The 15,394-nt window shown below is 57.6% G+C and carries 14 protein-coding genes; 3 read left to right on the top strand and 11 right to left on the bottom strand.

Going from position 1 to position 15,394, the window contains the following annotated elements; all coding sequences use genetic code 11:
• Window positions 1–9: 9 nt before the first annotated feature.
• The 4 genes from ABIE63_RS06170 to ABIE63_RS06155 all read right to left on the bottom strand — a co-directional run bounded on the left by ABIE63_RS06170 (window position 10) and on the right by ABIE63_RS06155 (window position 4,670).
• Window positions 10–792 carry an SDR family oxidoreductase gene (locus ABIE63_RS06170; RefSeq protein ID WP_183415078.1) on the bottom strand — a complete coding sequence of 261 codons (783 nt, stop codon included), beginning with the start codon at window positions 790–792 and terminating at the stop codon, window positions 10–12.
• A gap of 553 nt (window positions 793–1,345) precedes the next feature.
• Window positions 1,346–2,131 carry a GntR family transcriptional regulator gene (locus ABIE63_RS06165; protein WP_354503588.1) on the bottom strand — a complete coding sequence of 262 codons (786 nt, stop codon included), beginning with the start codon at window positions 2,129–2,131 and terminating at the stop codon, window positions 1,346–1,348.
• Between the two features lie 47 nt (window positions 2,132–2,178).
• Window positions 2,179–3,759 carry a class I adenylate-forming enzyme family protein gene (locus ABIE63_RS06160; RefSeq protein ID WP_183415076.1) on the bottom strand — a complete coding sequence of 527 codons (1,581 nt, stop codon included), beginning with the start codon at window positions 3,757–3,759 and terminating at the stop codon, window positions 2,179–2,181.
• A 2-nt stretch (window positions 3,760–3,761) separates the two neighbouring features.
• The gene (locus ABIE63_RS06155) at window positions 3,762–4,670 is read right to left on the bottom strand and encodes an alpha/beta hydrolase (protein WP_354503587.1); all 909 of its coding nucleotides are present in this window, start codon (window positions 4,668–4,670) and stop codon (window positions 3,762–3,764) included.
• A gap of 112 nt (window positions 4,671–4,782) precedes the next feature.
• Between ABIE63_RS06155 and ABIE63_RS06150 the strand changes: the two genes are divergently transcribed.
• Genes ABIE63_RS06150 through ABIE63_RS06140 form a run of 3 tightly spaced genes read left to right on the top strand, consistent with a single transcriptional unit; the run spans window position 4,783 to window position 9,091 of the window.
• The gene (locus ABIE63_RS06150; RefSeq protein WP_354503586.1) at window positions 4,783–7,776 is read left to right on the top strand and encodes a molybdopterin cofactor-binding domain-containing protein; all 2,994 of its coding nucleotides are present in this window, start codon (window positions 4,783–4,785) and stop codon (window positions 7,774–7,776) included.
• The gene (locus ABIE63_RS06145; protein ID WP_354503584.1) at window positions 7,773–8,591 is read left to right on the top strand and encodes an FAD binding domain-containing protein; all 819 of its coding nucleotides are present in this window, start codon (window positions 7,773–7,775) and stop codon (window positions 8,589–8,591) included. Before ABIE63_RS06150 ends, ABIE63_RS06145 begins: the two co-directional genes overlap by 4 nt.
• Entirely contained in the window at window positions 8,588–9,091 is a 504-nt protein-coding gene (locus tag ABIE63_RS06140; RefSeq protein ID WP_354503583.1) for a (2Fe-2S)-binding protein, read from the top strand. The genes ABIE63_RS06145 and ABIE63_RS06140 overlap by 4 nt, the downstream gene beginning before the upstream one ends.
• A gap of 75 nt (window positions 9,092–9,166) precedes the next feature.
• Here the strand turns inward: ABIE63_RS06140 and ABIE63_RS06135 are convergent, their stop codons facing one another.
• From ABIE63_RS06135 to ABIE63_RS06105, 7 genes are all read right to left on the bottom strand, one after another.
• Window positions 9,167–9,868 carry an ABC transporter ATP-binding protein gene (locus tag ABIE63_RS06135; protein WP_183415071.1) on the bottom strand — a complete coding sequence of 234 codons (702 nt, stop codon included), beginning with the start codon at window positions 9,866–9,868 and terminating at the stop codon, window positions 9,167–9,169.
• Window positions 9,868–10,629, bottom strand: coding sequence for an ABC transporter ATP-binding protein (locus tag ABIE63_RS06130; protein ID WP_354503581.1), 762 nt, complete (start codon window positions 10,627–10,629; stop codon window positions 9,868–9,870). Before ABIE63_RS06130 ends, ABIE63_RS06135 begins: the two co-directional genes overlap by 1 nt.
• Window positions 10,626–11,585, bottom strand: coding sequence for a branched-chain amino acid ABC transporter permease (locus ABIE63_RS06125; RefSeq protein WP_354503580.1), 960 nt, complete (start codon window positions 11,583–11,585; stop codon window positions 10,626–10,628). Before ABIE63_RS06125 ends, ABIE63_RS06130 begins: the two co-directional genes overlap by 4 nt.
• Before the next feature lie 4 nt (window positions 11,586–11,589).
• Window positions 11,590–12,513 (bottom strand): branched-chain amino acid ABC transporter permease, encoded by a 924-nt coding sequence (locus ABIE63_RS06120; protein WP_354503579.1) that lies wholly within the window; start codon window positions 12,511–12,513, stop codon window positions 11,590–11,592.
• A gap of 69 nt (window positions 12,514–12,582) precedes the next feature.
• Entirely contained in the window at window positions 12,583–13,770 is a 1,188-nt protein-coding gene (locus ABIE63_RS06115; RefSeq protein WP_354503577.1) for an ABC transporter substrate-binding protein, read from the bottom strand.
• An 85-nt stretch (window positions 13,771–13,855) separates the two neighbouring features.
• Window positions 13,856–14,305, bottom strand: a complete 450-nt coding sequence (locus tag ABIE63_RS06110) for a PaaI family thioesterase (RefSeq protein ID WP_354503576.1) — start codon at window positions 14,303–14,305, stop codon at window positions 13,856–13,858.
• Window positions 14,302–15,315, bottom strand: a complete 1,014-nt coding sequence (locus ABIE63_RS06105) for an NADPH:quinone oxidoreductase family protein (protein WP_354503575.1) — start codon at window positions 15,313–15,315, stop codon at window positions 14,302–14,304. The genes ABIE63_RS06110 and ABIE63_RS06105 overlap by 4 nt, the downstream gene beginning before the upstream one ends.
• Window positions 15,316–15,394 lie beyond the last annotated feature (79 nt).

The raw sequence follows: 15,394 nt of genomic DNA, 5'->3' as shown, positions 1-15,394 counted from the left end.
GCCCGGCCCTTATATGATTGAGCCGCGCGCGGAGATTCCGCCATCGATCGTCACGTTGGTGCCGGTGATGTACCCTGCCTTGGGCGAGGCCAGAAAGACCATGAGATCGGCCACTTCCTCAGGGGTGGCAGGCCGACCGCCCGGATACTTCTCAAAGAGTTCCTCCCAACGGCTTTCGTCGCCATACCAGTCCAGCGCACGGCGTTTCATCAACTTGAGCATACGATCCGTCGCGACTGGCCCCGGATTGACGCCAACAACACGCACACCATCATTCAAACTCGCACCGCCTAGCGCCTTGGTGAAGGACATAAGCGCTGCGTTCCCGGTACTCCCGGCAATGTAATTCGCGTCCCAGTTTTCGCCCGAATTGCCGATATCATTGATGATCACGCCTGACTTTCTAGCCCTCATGTGCTGGTAAAGCTCGCGCGTCAAAGTCACATAGCCAAAGACCTTCAGGTTGAACCCAACGCGCCAATCGTCGTCCGACAAAGAATCCAAAGGGCCGGAGGAGACATCGCCCGCATTATTGATCAGAATATCAGCGTCTTGGCAGGCCTCTGCCAGTTCGATCATGGATTTGGGCGTTGAAAGGTCTTTGGGGAACGTCGTGACCGTGACAGCGTGTGTCCCGATCACTTCGTCACGTACTTGATCCAAGCGTTCCGCCGAGCGCGCCGACAGATAAAGATTGCACCCCTCTCTGGCGAAAGCTAGCGCCGCAGCCTGCCCAATTCCCTTCGACGCGCCCGTGATGAGCACGGTTTTGCCACTCAAATCCAAATCCATTCTAAGACTCCTCCTGATGGCGCCGCTTCGGCTGAACGACATTTCTGGCGCGCTAATTCATTAATATTACCCTCGACTCAGCATGATCTGAGCGGCGTCTCGATAAGATTATAATGTGATTTTCTTCTTTGTGTATGTTTTTTTGATGTTTTTGTATACATTTTCTCGAGACACATACAGATAAGAAGGTGGCACGCGTGTCATCGCCGGTGGGCATTGTGAGGGCCGGTCGCTCGTCGGCAACCGCTATGCAACACAACCCGCTCCCCATTCGCCGCCTGCCTCCGAGGGCGGGTGAGCCCCGCCGCCACAACCACGGCCACCTATTCTGAAGGCTGGAAACAGTACAAGTCCGAAGACGTTTCGGTTTGTCGCCATGGCATTCCAAGCGAACAAAGCCCGAGACCGGCTCTCGCTATAGAAGTCAGGAATCTAGTGATGCTTGGTCCGAATGCTGAACCGATTTCCAGCATGAGGCCGTCTGCCTTCAGCCCCCTCGCAGCGAACACTCAGCGACGGCTTAGGTGAACTGATCGCCTGTTTCGGCTATTTCCTAGGCGGGTTCCGACTGGTCGTCGTCGACAAAGGATCTGAACGCGACGTCCACCGCGGCGTTCGACTGCAGAAAGCGCCTAATCTTGCCATAGAACAGATTGGTGTGCTCCTTGGAAAGTTCGGCCAACTTCGCGCTGTCACGACGTGACAGTAGTTCAATCATCTCGCTGTGCTCGTCATAGATACGGTTGTAGTACGGTGTTGGCACGTTCGAGTCCCGTGCCGCCGTCTCAAATATGAGTCGGGTAACCCGCAAATTAAAATTCAAAACCGATTCGTAAGCACTGCTCAGGATCCGATTGCCAGCCGCCTCAGCCGTAATCAGATGAAACGCGTGGTTGGCTTCGGTCATGGCGGTATGATCGCCCTTCTCCGATGCCTCCCGATACTCCTCGTTGACGGCTTTCATGCGCTCAAGGTGTTCCTCGCTGCGCCTGGTGGCCGCAATCTGCAGGATTGCCGATTGAAGGACATCAAGGGCCTCAAAAATCTTCGGAATCTCGGCAAAATCAAGACTGGAGACATAGTGCCCGCGGTTGGGGGCAAATCGGGCCAAACCGTCAGCCTGCAAACGAATCAAGGCTTCGCGTATCGGGGTCCGTGACACCTTGAATCGCGCCTCAAGCAGAACCTCGTCGATATGATCGCCGGGCTTCAAGACCAATCGCAGAATTTCCTCGCGGAGCTTGGTGTAGACCAACTGCGTGCCGCTGCCACGAGGCCGCCCCCGTTTTCCCCGCACAGTCGGGGGAGACTGAGTCTCAGATTCACTGATTGAAGCCACGATCGATTCCTTCGTCTTCTAAGCCGTCTTGCTGGCAGTGGGCCGCATCACGAGGCCATCTTATTGCGTATGTCGGTAATGAGAATAGCCTTCCTGATCTTACGCGTCGGTGTCATCGGCATCTCATCGACGATCTCAAGTCGTTCCGGCCAACGCATCTTCGCGGTTCCCCTGTCTTGCAGATAAGCAAGGACCTCCTCCAGCGTGATTGTCGAGCCGGGCTTGAGCACAACATACAAGCAGATTCGCTCTCCCAACACTTCGTCTGGCATTGGCACAATCGCCGACTGAATGATGTTCTCGTGACCATCCAGAAGACTTTCAATGTCGGCTGGATTGATCTTGATACCACCGCGATTGATTATGTCCTTCAACCGTCCCGTGATGACTATGTTACCTTTTTCGTCCAAATAGGCCAGATCGCCGGTTCTGAACCAACCGTCCGCAGTGAAGGATGAGGCGTTGGCTTCTGGATTGTCGCAGTACTCGGAAAGGATCGAGTAACCGCTTAACTGAAGCTCGCCGCAATCTGGCGCCTCGATCGAGTTGCCGGCATCATCGACAATTCGTAGAGCAAGGCCGTCGGCCAACTTGCCAACCGTTCCATGCCGCTCCTCAGGGGTTCCGTGGATATCGGTCTGCGTCGTCAGCAGGGCCTCGGTCATGCCGAACAAACATCCGACGCGACCGTTAGGTAACTTATCCTCGAATTGGCGAGCCACCTCTGGGGGGCAGATGGAACCACCCACTATAACGTCGCGCACCGAAGGCGGGGGCTCTCGGTCCAGCACACCACTTTTCAGGGTCGCCGCCAAATGCGCCGGGGCCGAGTAAATCACGGTCGGCGCCAACGTCGTCAGAAAATCGACGTAGGTTTGGGGCGTGAAAAGAGGCACGGGAAGGATCGTGGCTCCGCAGTAAACGGCATTGCCGGAGCACAGCAAGCCAAAGACATGGGTCAAAGGTGGCGCGATCATCACGCGATCGTCCCCGGTCATCTCAATCATCTCGACGAAGCGGGCTGCGTTTTCGGCCATCAGGCCCTGCTTACGCTCGACACCTTTGGGTGCCGCGGCCGTACCGGATGTAAAGCAAAGCGTACAGGTTGCATTCGGACCCGGCATCGGCGGCAAGGTCGTTGGATCGCCGGATTCGACCATCGCATCAAACGAAAGGCAGCCCTCGCGAACCGAGTTACCAACCACAATGACATGGTCCAGGCTATCGATTTCGCCCGCCAAGGCCAGCATGGTTTCAGGTGCGTCATAAGCACCGACGACCGTACAGATCGCAGCACGTGCCTTGGCGAACTTGAGCATTGGGCGCAACTCTTCCTGACGATAAGGCACGTGCATGGTCGTCAGCACCGCACCTATGCGGCAAGCGGCGTAGTAGGCTACCAAGAACTCAGGCACGCTGGGCAACTGAATAGCAATATGGTCGCCGGGGCCGATGCCGAGGCGCCAAAGCGCCGCGGCGAAACTGTCCGACTTCTCCGCAAGCTCGCGGTAAGTCAATTGGCCATCCGCAAGGGTCTCCACGGCAAGTTTATCAGGCGTTGCTGACGCCCAATGCCAGAGCCGATCAAGGAGCGTTCCTGCGTTTGGCTGTGCGGGTTGGGTCGGCATAGTCAGGCCTCCTTCCTGTTTAGGCTGGCAAAGTTCCGCGCAAGCTCGGCGCAGTGCGCTGGCTTCTCGAGCTGCATGAAATGGGTCGTGCCGGGCAGTACTTGGCTGTCGAAACCAAAGGTTTTCGCCAAGAGTTCGCCGATCTCGACGAGGATAGGAGAGCTATGATCTTCGCGCTCACCCAAGACGATACGCACCGGCACGTCAATTCGGGCCAAACCAGGCCAGCGATCTATATTGCTGGCGATCTCATAGGTCGCCGCTTCGAATTCCGCAGGACAGGCAAGACGCCAAGTCGCCCCGTCAGCCCGCAATGTCGCACGCGCCAGCCTAAGAATTGTATCATCGGATATCCGCGCAAAAGCCGGAGAACGGCGCATGGAGGCCGCCAACTGCTCCGGGTTATCGAAAATCTGGCGACGCGCTCTTGTTCGATTGGCCAGTTCGACGTGATAGGACAGCATCACCTCTTGCAAGCCGGAGTCCGCCGGTGGTGTCGCCGGAGGTTCGAACAACGTCAATGATCTCCAGGGATATCTGATCTCGGCCTGGGAATAGAGACAGGTCAGCGAGCTTAGGGAGTGAAAGGCCCCGTGTGTTGGCTTAACCCCAAACTCGGAGTCGATCGCCGCGAGAATCTGGGGAAAATCCTTGATGAACCTTGCCCAGTTGTCTTCGTTGCCGATCCGCGTGGCGTTTGAGCCGTGGTTGCGCATGTCAAAGGCAACAACCTCAAAATCCCGGGAAAGGTCGAGACCAAAATCCTTGAAGGCATCGACCGCAAGGCCATTTCCGTGTGATATGATAAAACGCTCTGCCCGCGCTTTACCCCACCGGCGCACTGTAATGCCCGCGCCGTCGTCCATCGTGGCGCTAAAGGTTTCGGTCTCGTTCAAGATCACTTGCGACATTTTCGGGCACCACCAGTAGGCAAAATTAAATCGGGTCGGAGCACTAGACTCGTTGACAGCGATTCCTTTATAATACAATCTGTATTTAAATAGCAATCCTGGAGCGCACCCCATGCACAAAGCGGCGGCAACAGATTCGGAAACCTACGTCGGCCAGCGCATTCTGCGGTACGAAGACGAAACCCTCCTGCGTGGGCGCGGTAAGTTTGTCGACGATCTGCCGGTCGCCAAGGGTACTTTGCACGCAGCATTTTTGCGGTCGCCGCACGCGCATGCTCGGATTCGCTCGATAGATGTATCTGAGGCCCTGAAACAAAAGGGCGTCAAGGCCGTGGTAACGGGCGCCGACATCCGCCCTTACACTAAACCGCTCATCGTCGGCTTCAAAAACCCGATGGATTACCGAGGGATCGCCTACGACAAGGTGCGGTACGTGGGAGAGCCGATTGCCGTCGTTTGCGCCACCGACCGCTATCGTGCGGAAGATGCGCTGAAGCACATCAAGGTTGAATATGAGCCCCTGCCGGCCATCGTCGACCCGGTGAAGGCTTGTGATGAAGGCGCGCCGGTGTTGCACGACGAAGCTGGCTCCAACAGGGTTTCTCGTCGGGTATTCACCCATGGCGAGCCGGATCATGCCTTCGAGAAAGCAGCCAATCGCGAAGAGATCACGATCCGTTATCCGCGCAATTCCATCACGCCGATGGAAACCTATGGGATCGTTGCCGAGTATCAGCCCGATACCGGCGGTTACGATGTTCTGTCGAACTTTCAGGGGCCCTTCTCCGTCCACGCAGTCATGGCCATCGCGTTAAAGGTTCCCGGTAGCAAGCTGCGCCACCGCAGCCCTCCAAACTCTGGCGGTAGCTTCGGTTCAAAACTGACCATCTTCCCCTACATCGTCGTCCTCGCTGTATGTTCCCGTATCGCTGGGCGACCGGTCAAATGGATCGAAGACCGACTAGAGCACCTGTCTGCGGCCAGCGTGGCGCCCAATCGGGTAACCCGCATCGAAGCCGCCTATGACGACGATGGAACGGTTCAGGCCTTTCGCATGGAGCACTGGGATGACCACGGCGCCTATCTGCGCGCACCCATGCCTGCACCCATCTACCGGATGCACGGTCTATCGACGAACTGTTATCGGATACCCAATGTGCGGGTCATCAACAACATCGTGATGACCAACAAATGTCCCACCGGCGCGGTACGTGGTTTCGGGGGGCCCCAGCTGTACTTCGCAATTGAACGTTTGATGGCGAAGATCGCCCGGAAGCTTGATCGCGATCCCTTGGATCTGATGTGCCACAACCTAATTCGCGCCGATCAGTTCCCCTACAAGGCGCCGGCCGGTGCGCATATCGATTCCGGCGACTATCAAAAGGTCGTCGCGGACTCCATTGCCCAAGGCGGCCTCGAGGAGCTTCGCAAGCGTCGCGATGCTGCACGCGCGCAAGGTCGGCTCTACGGCATCGGCTTTGCCGCTGCAGTCGAACCGAGCCAATCGAACATGGGTTATATTTCAACCCTCAAAACTGCCGAAGAACGTGAGAAAGCGGGACCAAAGGATGGTGCCGTCGCCTCTTGCACCGTCAGTGTCGATCCCCTGGGCAGCGTCAGCGTCGTCGGTGACTCCACACCCCAGGGTCAGGGGCACCAGACAACCTTGGCCCAGATCGTCGCCGACGAACTGGGCATCGATATCGGACAAATTACGGTGAATTTGGAAACCGACACACAAAAGGACAACTGGTCGATCGCGGCAGGCAACTATTCCTGCCGGTTCGCGCCAGCGTCAACCAGCGCCGCCAAGACGGCTGCCGAGCGTGTGAAAGCCAAGATGGCCGCGATCGCCAGCACCTACATGAATGTCCCCGCGGAGGAGTTGCTGTTCAAGGATGGCTACATCCAAACGCGTGCAAATCCTGAGAACCGGATGGAGTTCCGTCGGGTCGGCGGACTTGCGCACTGGTCTCCCAGTAGTCTCCCGGACAACATGGACCCCGGCATACGTGAAGTCGCCTATTGGAACGCCCCGGAGCTGACGCCAACCTCCGCCCAAGACGAAATCAATACGTCGTTGGCTTATGGATTTGCCTTCGATTTCTGTGGTGTCGAGGTTGATCGCGACACCGGGACAGTGAAAATCGACCACTACGTGACAGCCCACGATTGCGGCACGATCCTCAACCCCGGGCTGGCGGAAGGACAGATTCGAGGCTCCTTTGCTTCGGCGGTCGGCGCCAGTCTTTATGAGGAGTTTGTCTACAAGGAAGACGGCACGTTCCTGTCCGGCACTTTTGCAGACTATCTGATTGCTACCGCACCGGAAGCCGTCGATCCAGTTCTGGTGGAGACAGTCGAAACCCCCTCGCCTTTTACGAGGCTGGGCGCCAAGGGCATTGGCGAAGGCAACCAGTACACGACACCCGTTTGCCTAGCTAACGCCGTCGCGGATGCCATCGGCTATGAAGACATCACCATGCCGTTGTCGCCATCCAAAGTGTTCGAATGGGTGAACGGCGACGAGCCATTGCCTCCTACGGATACTGAATCTGAGGGTGCGGAAGGCGTCGATAGGGTCGACTATTCCGGCGACGCCTTGAAGGGTTCGGGTGAGACCGTTGTACCTGCGAGCGCCGAATCTGTCTGGAACACGTTGCTCGATCCAGACGAAATGGCGGCAATCATTCCAGGCTGCAAATCTCTGGAGCGCGTTTCCGATACGCATTTCAAAGGCGTGGTCAGCATGGGCGTGGGGCCGGTACGCGGTACGTTCGACGCGGTCATCCGCCTGAACAATCTAAAGCTTCATGAAAGCGCCGAAATAAGTGGAACCCTGGAAGGCTCGCTCGGATCCTCCAGCGGCACCGGATTCCTGGAGCTCGTCCCCAGCGGCGACGGTGAAGTTTGTGTGCGTTATCGCTATGCAATTCACCTTAGCGGCACGGTCGCTTCTGTGGGCGGTCGCTTGCTTTCCGGCGCGGCCCGCGCATTGGTCAACCAGTTCTTCCGCGCGCTGATAAAGCGGGCTGCACCCAACGCGCCGGATAGTGGCGGCGGTTGGATGCGTAAGCTGCGTACGAAAATTGGGGGCAAATCATGAAACCGGCACCTTTCTCACTCTTGATTCCTGACACCATAGACGAGGCCGTTTCGGCACTCGCAGAATATGGTGACGCTGCCCGTGTCATCGCCGGTGGTCAGTCTTTGATGGCGATGATGAACATGCGCCTTGCGGAGCCGGACTACCTTATCGATATCGCGCGCATCAATGAGCTGAAACGGATCGAGGTTACTCCGGAAGGCGTCTCCGTTGGTGCGGCAGTCACGCAAAGCGCATTGGCGAGCCATGCGGAAGCGATGGCAAAAGTACCGCTTATCGCGGAGGCCCTTACACATGTTGGGCATGTCCAGACCCGCAATCGTGGCACCGTCTGCGGGTCGCTATGCCATGCAGATCCAAGTGCGGAGCTGCCTCTGCTGCTTTGCCTTCTGGAGGGCACCGTAACTTTGAGATCCACCCAGGGCGAACGAACCTTGAGCGCGGAATCCTTTCAGACGGGCATGCTCAGCACGGCAAAGCGCACCGACGAGATCGTTGTATCCGCCTTCTTCCCGGCCGCTCCCAAGAACGCCCGCACAGGATTCCACGAGATAGCGCGCCGACACGGTGATTTTGCAATCGTTGCCCTTGCCTGCATCGTCGAGGGGCGAAGTGTCCGCTTCGCCGTCGGCGGCGTCGGTGACACGCCCCTAGCCGTGAACTGGCCCGACCTTGATCCGGCAAGCTTGGACGAAAAGCTGAATGCCCTGGCATGGCGCCTCGGCGGTTATGACGACATCCACGCCAGCGCACGCTATCGACGCGAGTTGATCCGCCGCGCCGGCGCTACCCTGATCCGGGAGACCATGCTGTGAGAACTTTGAAGGACGGCCAGAAGCACCCCATCAGCTTCACCTTGAACGGCGAAGAAGTCGATGCCTACGCCGAGCCACGCACCTTGCTCTCCGATTTCCTACGCCACGAAATCGGCGCCTCGGGGACTCATGTTGCCTGTGAGCACGGCGTTTGCGGCGCTTGTACCGTGCTGGTCGAGGGCAAGGCCGTCAGATCTTGCTTGATGCTCGCCGCTCAAGCCGAAGGAGCAACCGTCGAGACCATCGAAAGCCTGTCGAACACCGACGATGAGTTCGATGACCTGCAAGCAGCCTTTCATGAACACTTTGCCTTGCAGTGCGGATTCTGCACGCCGGGGTTCTTGATGACGCTCACCATGTTGAAGCGCAGCGGGCGACGCTACAGTGAGGCGGAGATTCGCGACGCGCTTAGCGGGAACATCTGCCGCTGTACGGGGTACAAAGAGATCGTTGATGCGGCCTTGACCGTCCTCGGTCCGGATAGCCTCGCGGCTGAATGATTCCGGCCGGGCGGCCGCGCAAATCGGCTCTCAACCTAAGTCCAGTATCGTAAAACGGCGCACGGCATTGCTCGGCTACAAGGCGAGCAGTTGCCGCGCCTCAGACGAGGGATCCTCCAACTCAGCGGATAGACCGGTCCAGGCCGTCTTGCCCTTAACGAGTATCGAATGCTGATCGCCAATACGGCAGAGCGGTTTCAAGCTCTTGTCAATAACGAGGATCGTCATCCCTTCGGACTTCAAGCGCTTCAGAGCGGCCCAGATCTCTCGCCTGATGTTTGGCGCAAGCCCTTCTGTCGCCTCATCAAGGATCAAAAGCTTTGGGTCGGTCATCAGAGCGCGTCCGATAGCGAGCATCTGCTGCTCCCCACCGGACAAGAGGCCACTGAAGGATGTCCGGCGTTCCGCCAATCGCGGAAACAGGTTGAGAATCTCATCGACCGCGGCCCGGCGGCGGGCGGCGCCTCTGTACCGGGAGGTGGCGACCAGGTTCTCGATCACATCCAAGGTTGGAAAGACCTGACGCCCTTCGGGAACTAAGGCAATGCCGCGCTGGGCTATTTTATGAGTCTTTTGATGAATCAACGATTCACCTTCGAAGGTAATGGAGCCGCCAATCGCGTCGGTCAAACCAAATATGGTGCGAACCGTGGTGCTTTTCCCCATGCCGTTCTTACCCAGCAAGGTGGTCACCGACCCCTTCTCCAGTGTCAAAGACACACCAAACAACACCTGTACGGCGCCATAACTCGCAGTGACGTTCTCCAGTTTCAACATCAGAAATCGTCATCCTCCGACAGGTATGCAGCCTGCACCTCGCTGGAAGCACGCACTTCATCCGGCGTTCCGGATTTAAGAACCTCGCCATTGACCAGGACCGTGATGTCGTCGGCCAGATTGAACACGGCCTCCATATCGTGCTCGATCAAGAGAATTGGCACGTCGCCTCGCAAACGGGTTTCGATCAAATGCACCAGTGTTTCGGCATCGGCGCTACTAAGCCCGGCCAGCGGTTCATCGAGCAGAAGAACCTTGGGCTCGGTGATAATAGCCATCGCGAGCTCCAGCCGACGGCGATCCCCGTGGGACAGTACTGCGGGGTTCGCGTCCGCCTTTTCCTGCAGCCCAAAATCCTCCAGCGCCTGATCGATCTGATGGGCAAATCGCTTGGCCGAATGCCGGCGGGCCATTTGTCCGAACGTGAGCCCCGGTGTCTCGCGAGCCGCCAAACTCAACGCCAAGTTCTCTCGCACCGTGATGTTCGAGAACAACGAGGTCAACTGATAGGTTCGCGATAGGCCGAGCCGCGATCGTTCGTGAACGGACAGGCCGTTCAGTAGGCGTTCACCCAACCTCACCGTTCCCGTGTCCGGTGTCAAAGCGCCCGATATCGTACTGACAAGTGTCGTCTTGCCTGCGCCATTGGGTCCGATCAACGCGTGAATACCGCCAGTCTTGAGCGTGAAAGACACCTTACTCAGCGCGTGAATACCGCCGAAGCTCTTGGAAATGCCATCCAGGACCAGAGCCGAGCTCATCTAGACCGCTCCCCGCGCAGATTGCCCAAGTAAGGGCCGATGCTCGCCAGGCCACCGCGGAAGAACAACACGGAGAGGATCAATAAGGGCCCGAAAATCGCCGCCCAATGCGTGGTCCAGCCAGACAGGGCGTGCTCAAGCCAAATGAACACGAAAGCCCCCAGCACCGGCCCACTTCGTGCGCCAACCCCACCCAGAATAACGATTGCTAGAAGTTCGCCCGAGCGCTGCCAGTTAGCATAGCCCGGCGTAGCGAATTCGCTCTGGTTGGCCAGCAGGAACCCGGCAAGACCACAGAACACGCCCGCAATTACAAACGCCGTCAAGCGAATGCCAAATGTGTTCAACCCCAACGCCTCTGCCCGTGCAGGGTTTTCACGGCAAGCCACGAGGCGTTGTCCGAACTCAGAGCCAACAAGATGATTGATCGAAAGGATCAATACGACGGCGACCGCAGCGACGAAACCATAAAACTGATAGTTATCAAAGGGGTCGTAGAAAGCACCTAGAGTCGTACGCTCATAGATCACCATACCGTCGTCCCCACCGAAACTGGAGGAGCTGACCGCGATGTAATAGAAGATCTGCGCCAGCGCCAGGGTGATCATGATGAAGTAGATGCCAGTCGTACGAAGCGCTATTGCGCCGATGAACAGAGCACTGAACGCGGATGCGACGATGACGACTGGAAGCTGAACGAGCAGACTGGTCAATCCGGCATTGGCCATCAATCCGGTGGCATAAGCGCCCACACCCAGAAATACGGCGTGGCCAAAGCTGACCATCCCGCCGAACCCCAGTATCATGTTCAAACTGGCGGCCGCGACCGCGATAATGAGAATCCGCTCAAAGGTTGAAAGCAAATATGGGTCATTCATCGTGATGGCAACAATCGGGCCGATAGCGACCGCGAGCGCCAGCGTCAGGATATTCCCGTAGGTGCGAATAAAGGACACTGGCTCAGGCTCGCTTTTGCATGGGGATGAGACCCTCTGGGCGGAAAAACAGCACCAACGCCATCAGTATGTAAACCAGCATCGAAGCCAGCGCTGGCCCGGTGTCGCTGGCGACTGACGGCGAAAAAATCGATGAAAGAAGATCGCGCAGAAATGCGCGCCCCATTGTGTCAAGCAGGCCAACGATGATTGCCGCCAGGAACGCCCCCTTGATAGAGCCCAATCCGCCGATCACGACCACGACAAAGGATAGAATCAACACGGTTTCCCCCATCCCAGGCTGGACCGAGAGCAAAGGGCCAGCCAAAGCACCCGCCAGACCGGCCAGAAGTGCGCCAAGCGCGAAAACCGCGGCAAACAGGAACCCAATATTGACCCCCATCACCGACACCATCGTACGGTGGGTCGCCCCGGCACGCACCAACATGCCGATCCGGGTTCGTTGAATGAGCAAAAACAGCGCGATGGCGATAGTAAAACCGGCGCCTATCACGACAAGCCGATAGGCCGGATATGGGATGCCTAATGGAAGGGTGATATGGCCGGACAAGATTTCCGGCAAGCCGGAATACAATGGCACAGAACCCCAGATAGTGGAGACCGACTCGTTCGCCAACAAAATCAGGCCATAGGTCACGAGTACCTGATCCAGATGGCTTCTTGCATACAAGCGACGAGCAAGCAGCACCTCTATCAGCATGCCCAGCGCGAAGACGCCAACACCGGCAAGAAGCACGGCAACAAGGAAATTACCGGTTAGTTTTTGCGCCAGGATCGAAAAATAGGCCCCCATCATAAACATTGACCCGTGCGACAGGTTGATGAAGTCCATAACGCCGAAGATCAAAGTGAGGCCGGCCGCAATGAGAAACAAAAGGATGCCGTATTGGAGGCCGTTTAGCAGTTGTTCCGCGATCAATTCGAACATCGTTCTGTCCCCGGGCCCGTTGGAGGCGGACTGGCGCGGCCCGAAAGGCCACGCCAGCACCTTGCCTGATTACTTACCCATTGGACAGGCGTCGACATACGCGTCGGGCATATCCTTTACGATGAGACTGTCAGCCGATGCCACCAACTCGCCCGCATCGTTCTTCTTCACAACGAGCAGGTACATGTTGTGGATCGGGTGGTTGTTGCGGTTAAAGCTGAAGCTACCGCGAACCGATTCAAAGTTTGCCGACTTGATTGCCGCAGCCATCGCATCGGTATCCTCCACCTTGCCGCCAACGGCCTTTGCCGCACTGTCGATCAGGCGAATGGTGTCATAGGCCTGAGCGGCAAATTCCGACGGAATACCGTTGTACTTGGCCCGATAGGCCGCAACAAAAGCCTTGTTGGCCTCGTTCGGCAGATCGTAAGCCCACTGCGACCCGCTGGTGACGCCGAGACCGTCTTCGCCAATAGCCTCCAACGTCGCGCCGCCAACCGTGAAAGCGGAATGCAGGGGAATGGAGTCCTTGAGACCCGCTTGCGAGTATTGCTTGACGAATTGGATTCCAAGGCCGCCCGGGTAGAAGACGAACACTGCCTCCGGGTTGGCCGAGCGAATTTCCGTCAGCTCAGCCGAGAAATCGGTCTGCTCAAGCGGCGTGTAGATTTCACCGACGAGCTCGCCTTTGAAATGACGCTTGAAGCCGGCCAGCAGATCCCGTCCCGCTTGGTAATTCGGCGCCAAGATAAACGCGGTTTTGACACCGATGTTATTCAGATGAATGCCGATTGCCTCCGCCGGCTGGTCGTTCTGGAAAGGAACGGCGAAATAGTAGGGTGAGCAATCTTCTCCAGCCAAGGGGGCCGGAGCAGGGTTTGGAGACAGCAGAAGCGTTTTGGCACGCGTGACCGGACGATGGATGGCCATCATCACGTTCGAGAACGATGCCCCTACAACGACATCGACCTTTTCTGACTGCACCAAGCGTTCAGCAGCTTGTTTTCCGACATCAGGCTTACGTTGATCGTCTTCAAAAATAAACTCGGCCGCACGACCACCGATGGTGCCGCCCAGCTCTTCAATTGCCAACTCTGCACCGCGCTGCATGTCCAGGCCGATGACGGCGCCCGGGCCTGAAAGCGACAGAACGAACCCTACCTTCACCGGATCTTGATCCTGCGCCAACACATGACTACCACCCAAGGTTAGGACGGTTGCCGCGGCGGCGAAGGCCATACGCACTGTTTTCTTCATATTCGGTACTCCCCTGTTTGACTGATTGTTATAATACAATATGTATATTAATCTGTAAAGCTGCTCGTGCCGCCCTGCACCGAGCCTAGGAACCGACCTTCGCGAACACAGCGTTCGCCGCTGCGAGGCATGCGGGCCCTTCAAAAACATCGGCCGTGCAAAAGGCCATGCGGCGGCCTAAACGCTTCGCCCGGGCAACGGCCTGCAAGACCGACCCCGGCTTCGTCGCGCGCAGAAACTGCATGTCCTGGGAGATCGTCACGCAAGTACCGAAATGTGCCTTCGCGACTTCGAACATCGCCACGTCCGTCACGGCCGAAAGAGCACCACCATGAACGAAACCGGCGGCGTTGGCCGTGCTGGCATTCGTCACCAAACGCAAGACGACTCCCAGGTCGAACCTCGCCATGGTCAGCGTCCCGAGCATGTTGAGCAGCGCGTCATCGTCACGGAACGGCGTGAACTCCAGAGCCATGAGATCTGGCACGCCTTGCCCCTCCGCCCAGCCCAATGATGGACTCGGTGAATGCGTCATGTTGCAGAAGTATCCAATGTGACAACGGTCTTGCCGATAGCAGTCCGGTCCAGAAGAGCCTGGAGGCCGTCCATCAGTTCGTCGAAGGGGACCGTCTTCTCGACATTAGCCTTACAGTGACCGCTTGCCATCAATGACAACCACCAGTCCGCGCCCTCTCGAATCTCCGATAGTGCTTCGGCGAAGTGAATATCGAGCGGAGCGCCCATGACTGACAGGTTGTTGTAGAGCAGGTAGTTGGTCTTCGCTGCGGGGATATCACCCGAAGCAAAACCGACAACGATCATACGTCCGGCGAAGCCCAACCCGCGCAACCCGGCGGTGAACATATGCCCGCCAACGGTGTCGACGACCACGTTTACCCCACGCCCGTCCGGCCAAAGGCCCCGAACCTCGGTCTTGAACAATTTCTTCAAGCCGTCTTCGGTCGCATCGCTCACAATAACCACGTGGTCGGCCCCAAGCGCCCGGACGCGCTCAGCCTTGGCATCAGTCGAGACGACGCCGACAACTTCTGCGCCGCGCGCTTTTGCCAGCTGCACGGCTGCCGCCCCTACACCACCCGCCGCACCAGTTACAACGACCCGCTCCCCCGCACGCACGTTGGCTCGGATCACCACGGCGACATATGCGGTGTTGAAAACCGTAATAGCACCTGCTCCCTCGACCGAGGAAACACCATCAGGCCGCTTGAAGACACGCTCCAACGGCGCAGCAACGAACTCGGCGAAGGCCCCAGAGAATACTTGCGCAACCACAGCATCGCCTGGTGCAACTGAATCCACGCCATCGCCGACGGCGACGACCGTTCCGGCACAGTCGCGGCCCGGAACGAAGGGCGGGTTGGGCCGTTTCTGATACTTTCCTTGCACCATGAGCGCGTCGGGATAGTTCAGGCCGATCGCCTCAACACGAATAAGGACCTCTCCTGCAACGACCTCAGGGCGCGCCACCTCGCCCAGGCTGTGGGACGATGGAGGCCCATATTCCGTCAGCTCGTAAGCTTTCATTGCAAAATTCTCCTCATAAATATACAATCTGTATATTATTAAGCCTGCATGAATGCAAGAACAATCGAATGGGCAAAAT

Source organism: Limibacillus sp. MBR-115, assembly GCF_040549425.1.
GTDB lineage: Bacteria > Pseudomonadota > Alphaproteobacteria > Kiloniellales > CECT-8803 > Limibacillus > Limibacillus halophilus.
The sequence above is the reverse complement of the archived record's forward strand: the minus strand, read 5'-3'. Positions and strand labels throughout refer to the sequence as shown.

Coding starts and splice junctions, on each gene's coding strand:
- ABIE63_RS06120 (WP_354503579.1), bottom strand. CDS start 12,513: ATGTTCGAATTGATCGCGGAACAACTGCTAAACGGCCTCCAATACGGC.
- ABIE63_RS06170 (WP_183415078.1), bottom strand. CDS start 792: ATGGATTTGGATTTGAGTGGCAAAACCGTGCTCATCACGGGCGCGTCG.
- ABIE63_RS06150 (WP_354503586.1), top strand. CDS start 4,783: ATGCACAAAGCGGCGGCAACAGATTCGGAAACCTACGTCGGCCAGCGC.
- ABIE63_RS06115 (WP_354503577.1), bottom strand. CDS start 13,770: ATGAAGAAAACAGTGCGTATGGCCTTCGCCGCCGCGGCAACCGTCCTA.
- ABIE63_RS06130 (WP_354503581.1), bottom strand. CDS start 10,629: ATGAGCTCGGCTCTGGTCCTGGATGGCATTTCCAAGAGCTTCGGCGGT.
- ABIE63_RS06110 (WP_354503576.1), bottom strand. CDS start 14,305: ATGACGCATTCACCGAGTCCATCATTGGGCTGGGCGGAGGGGCAAGGC.
- ABIE63_RS06160 (WP_183415076.1), bottom strand. CDS start 3,759: ATGCCGACCCAACCCGCACAGCCAAACGCAGGAACGCTCCTTGATCGG.
- ABIE63_RS06155 (WP_354503587.1), bottom strand. CDS start 4,670: ATGTCGCAAGTGATCTTGAACGAGACCGAAACCTTTAGCGCCACGATG.
- ABIE63_RS06105 (WP_354503575.1), bottom strand. CDS start 15,315: ATGAAAGCTTACGAGCTGACGGAATATGGGCCTCCATCGTCCCACAGC.
- ABIE63_RS06135 (WP_183415071.1), bottom strand. CDS start 9,868: ATGTTGAAACTGGAGAACGTCACTGCGAGTTATGGCGCCGTACAGGTG.
- ABIE63_RS06145 (WP_354503584.1), top strand. CDS start 7,773: ATGAAACCGGCACCTTTCTCACTCTTGATTCCTGACACCATAGACGAG.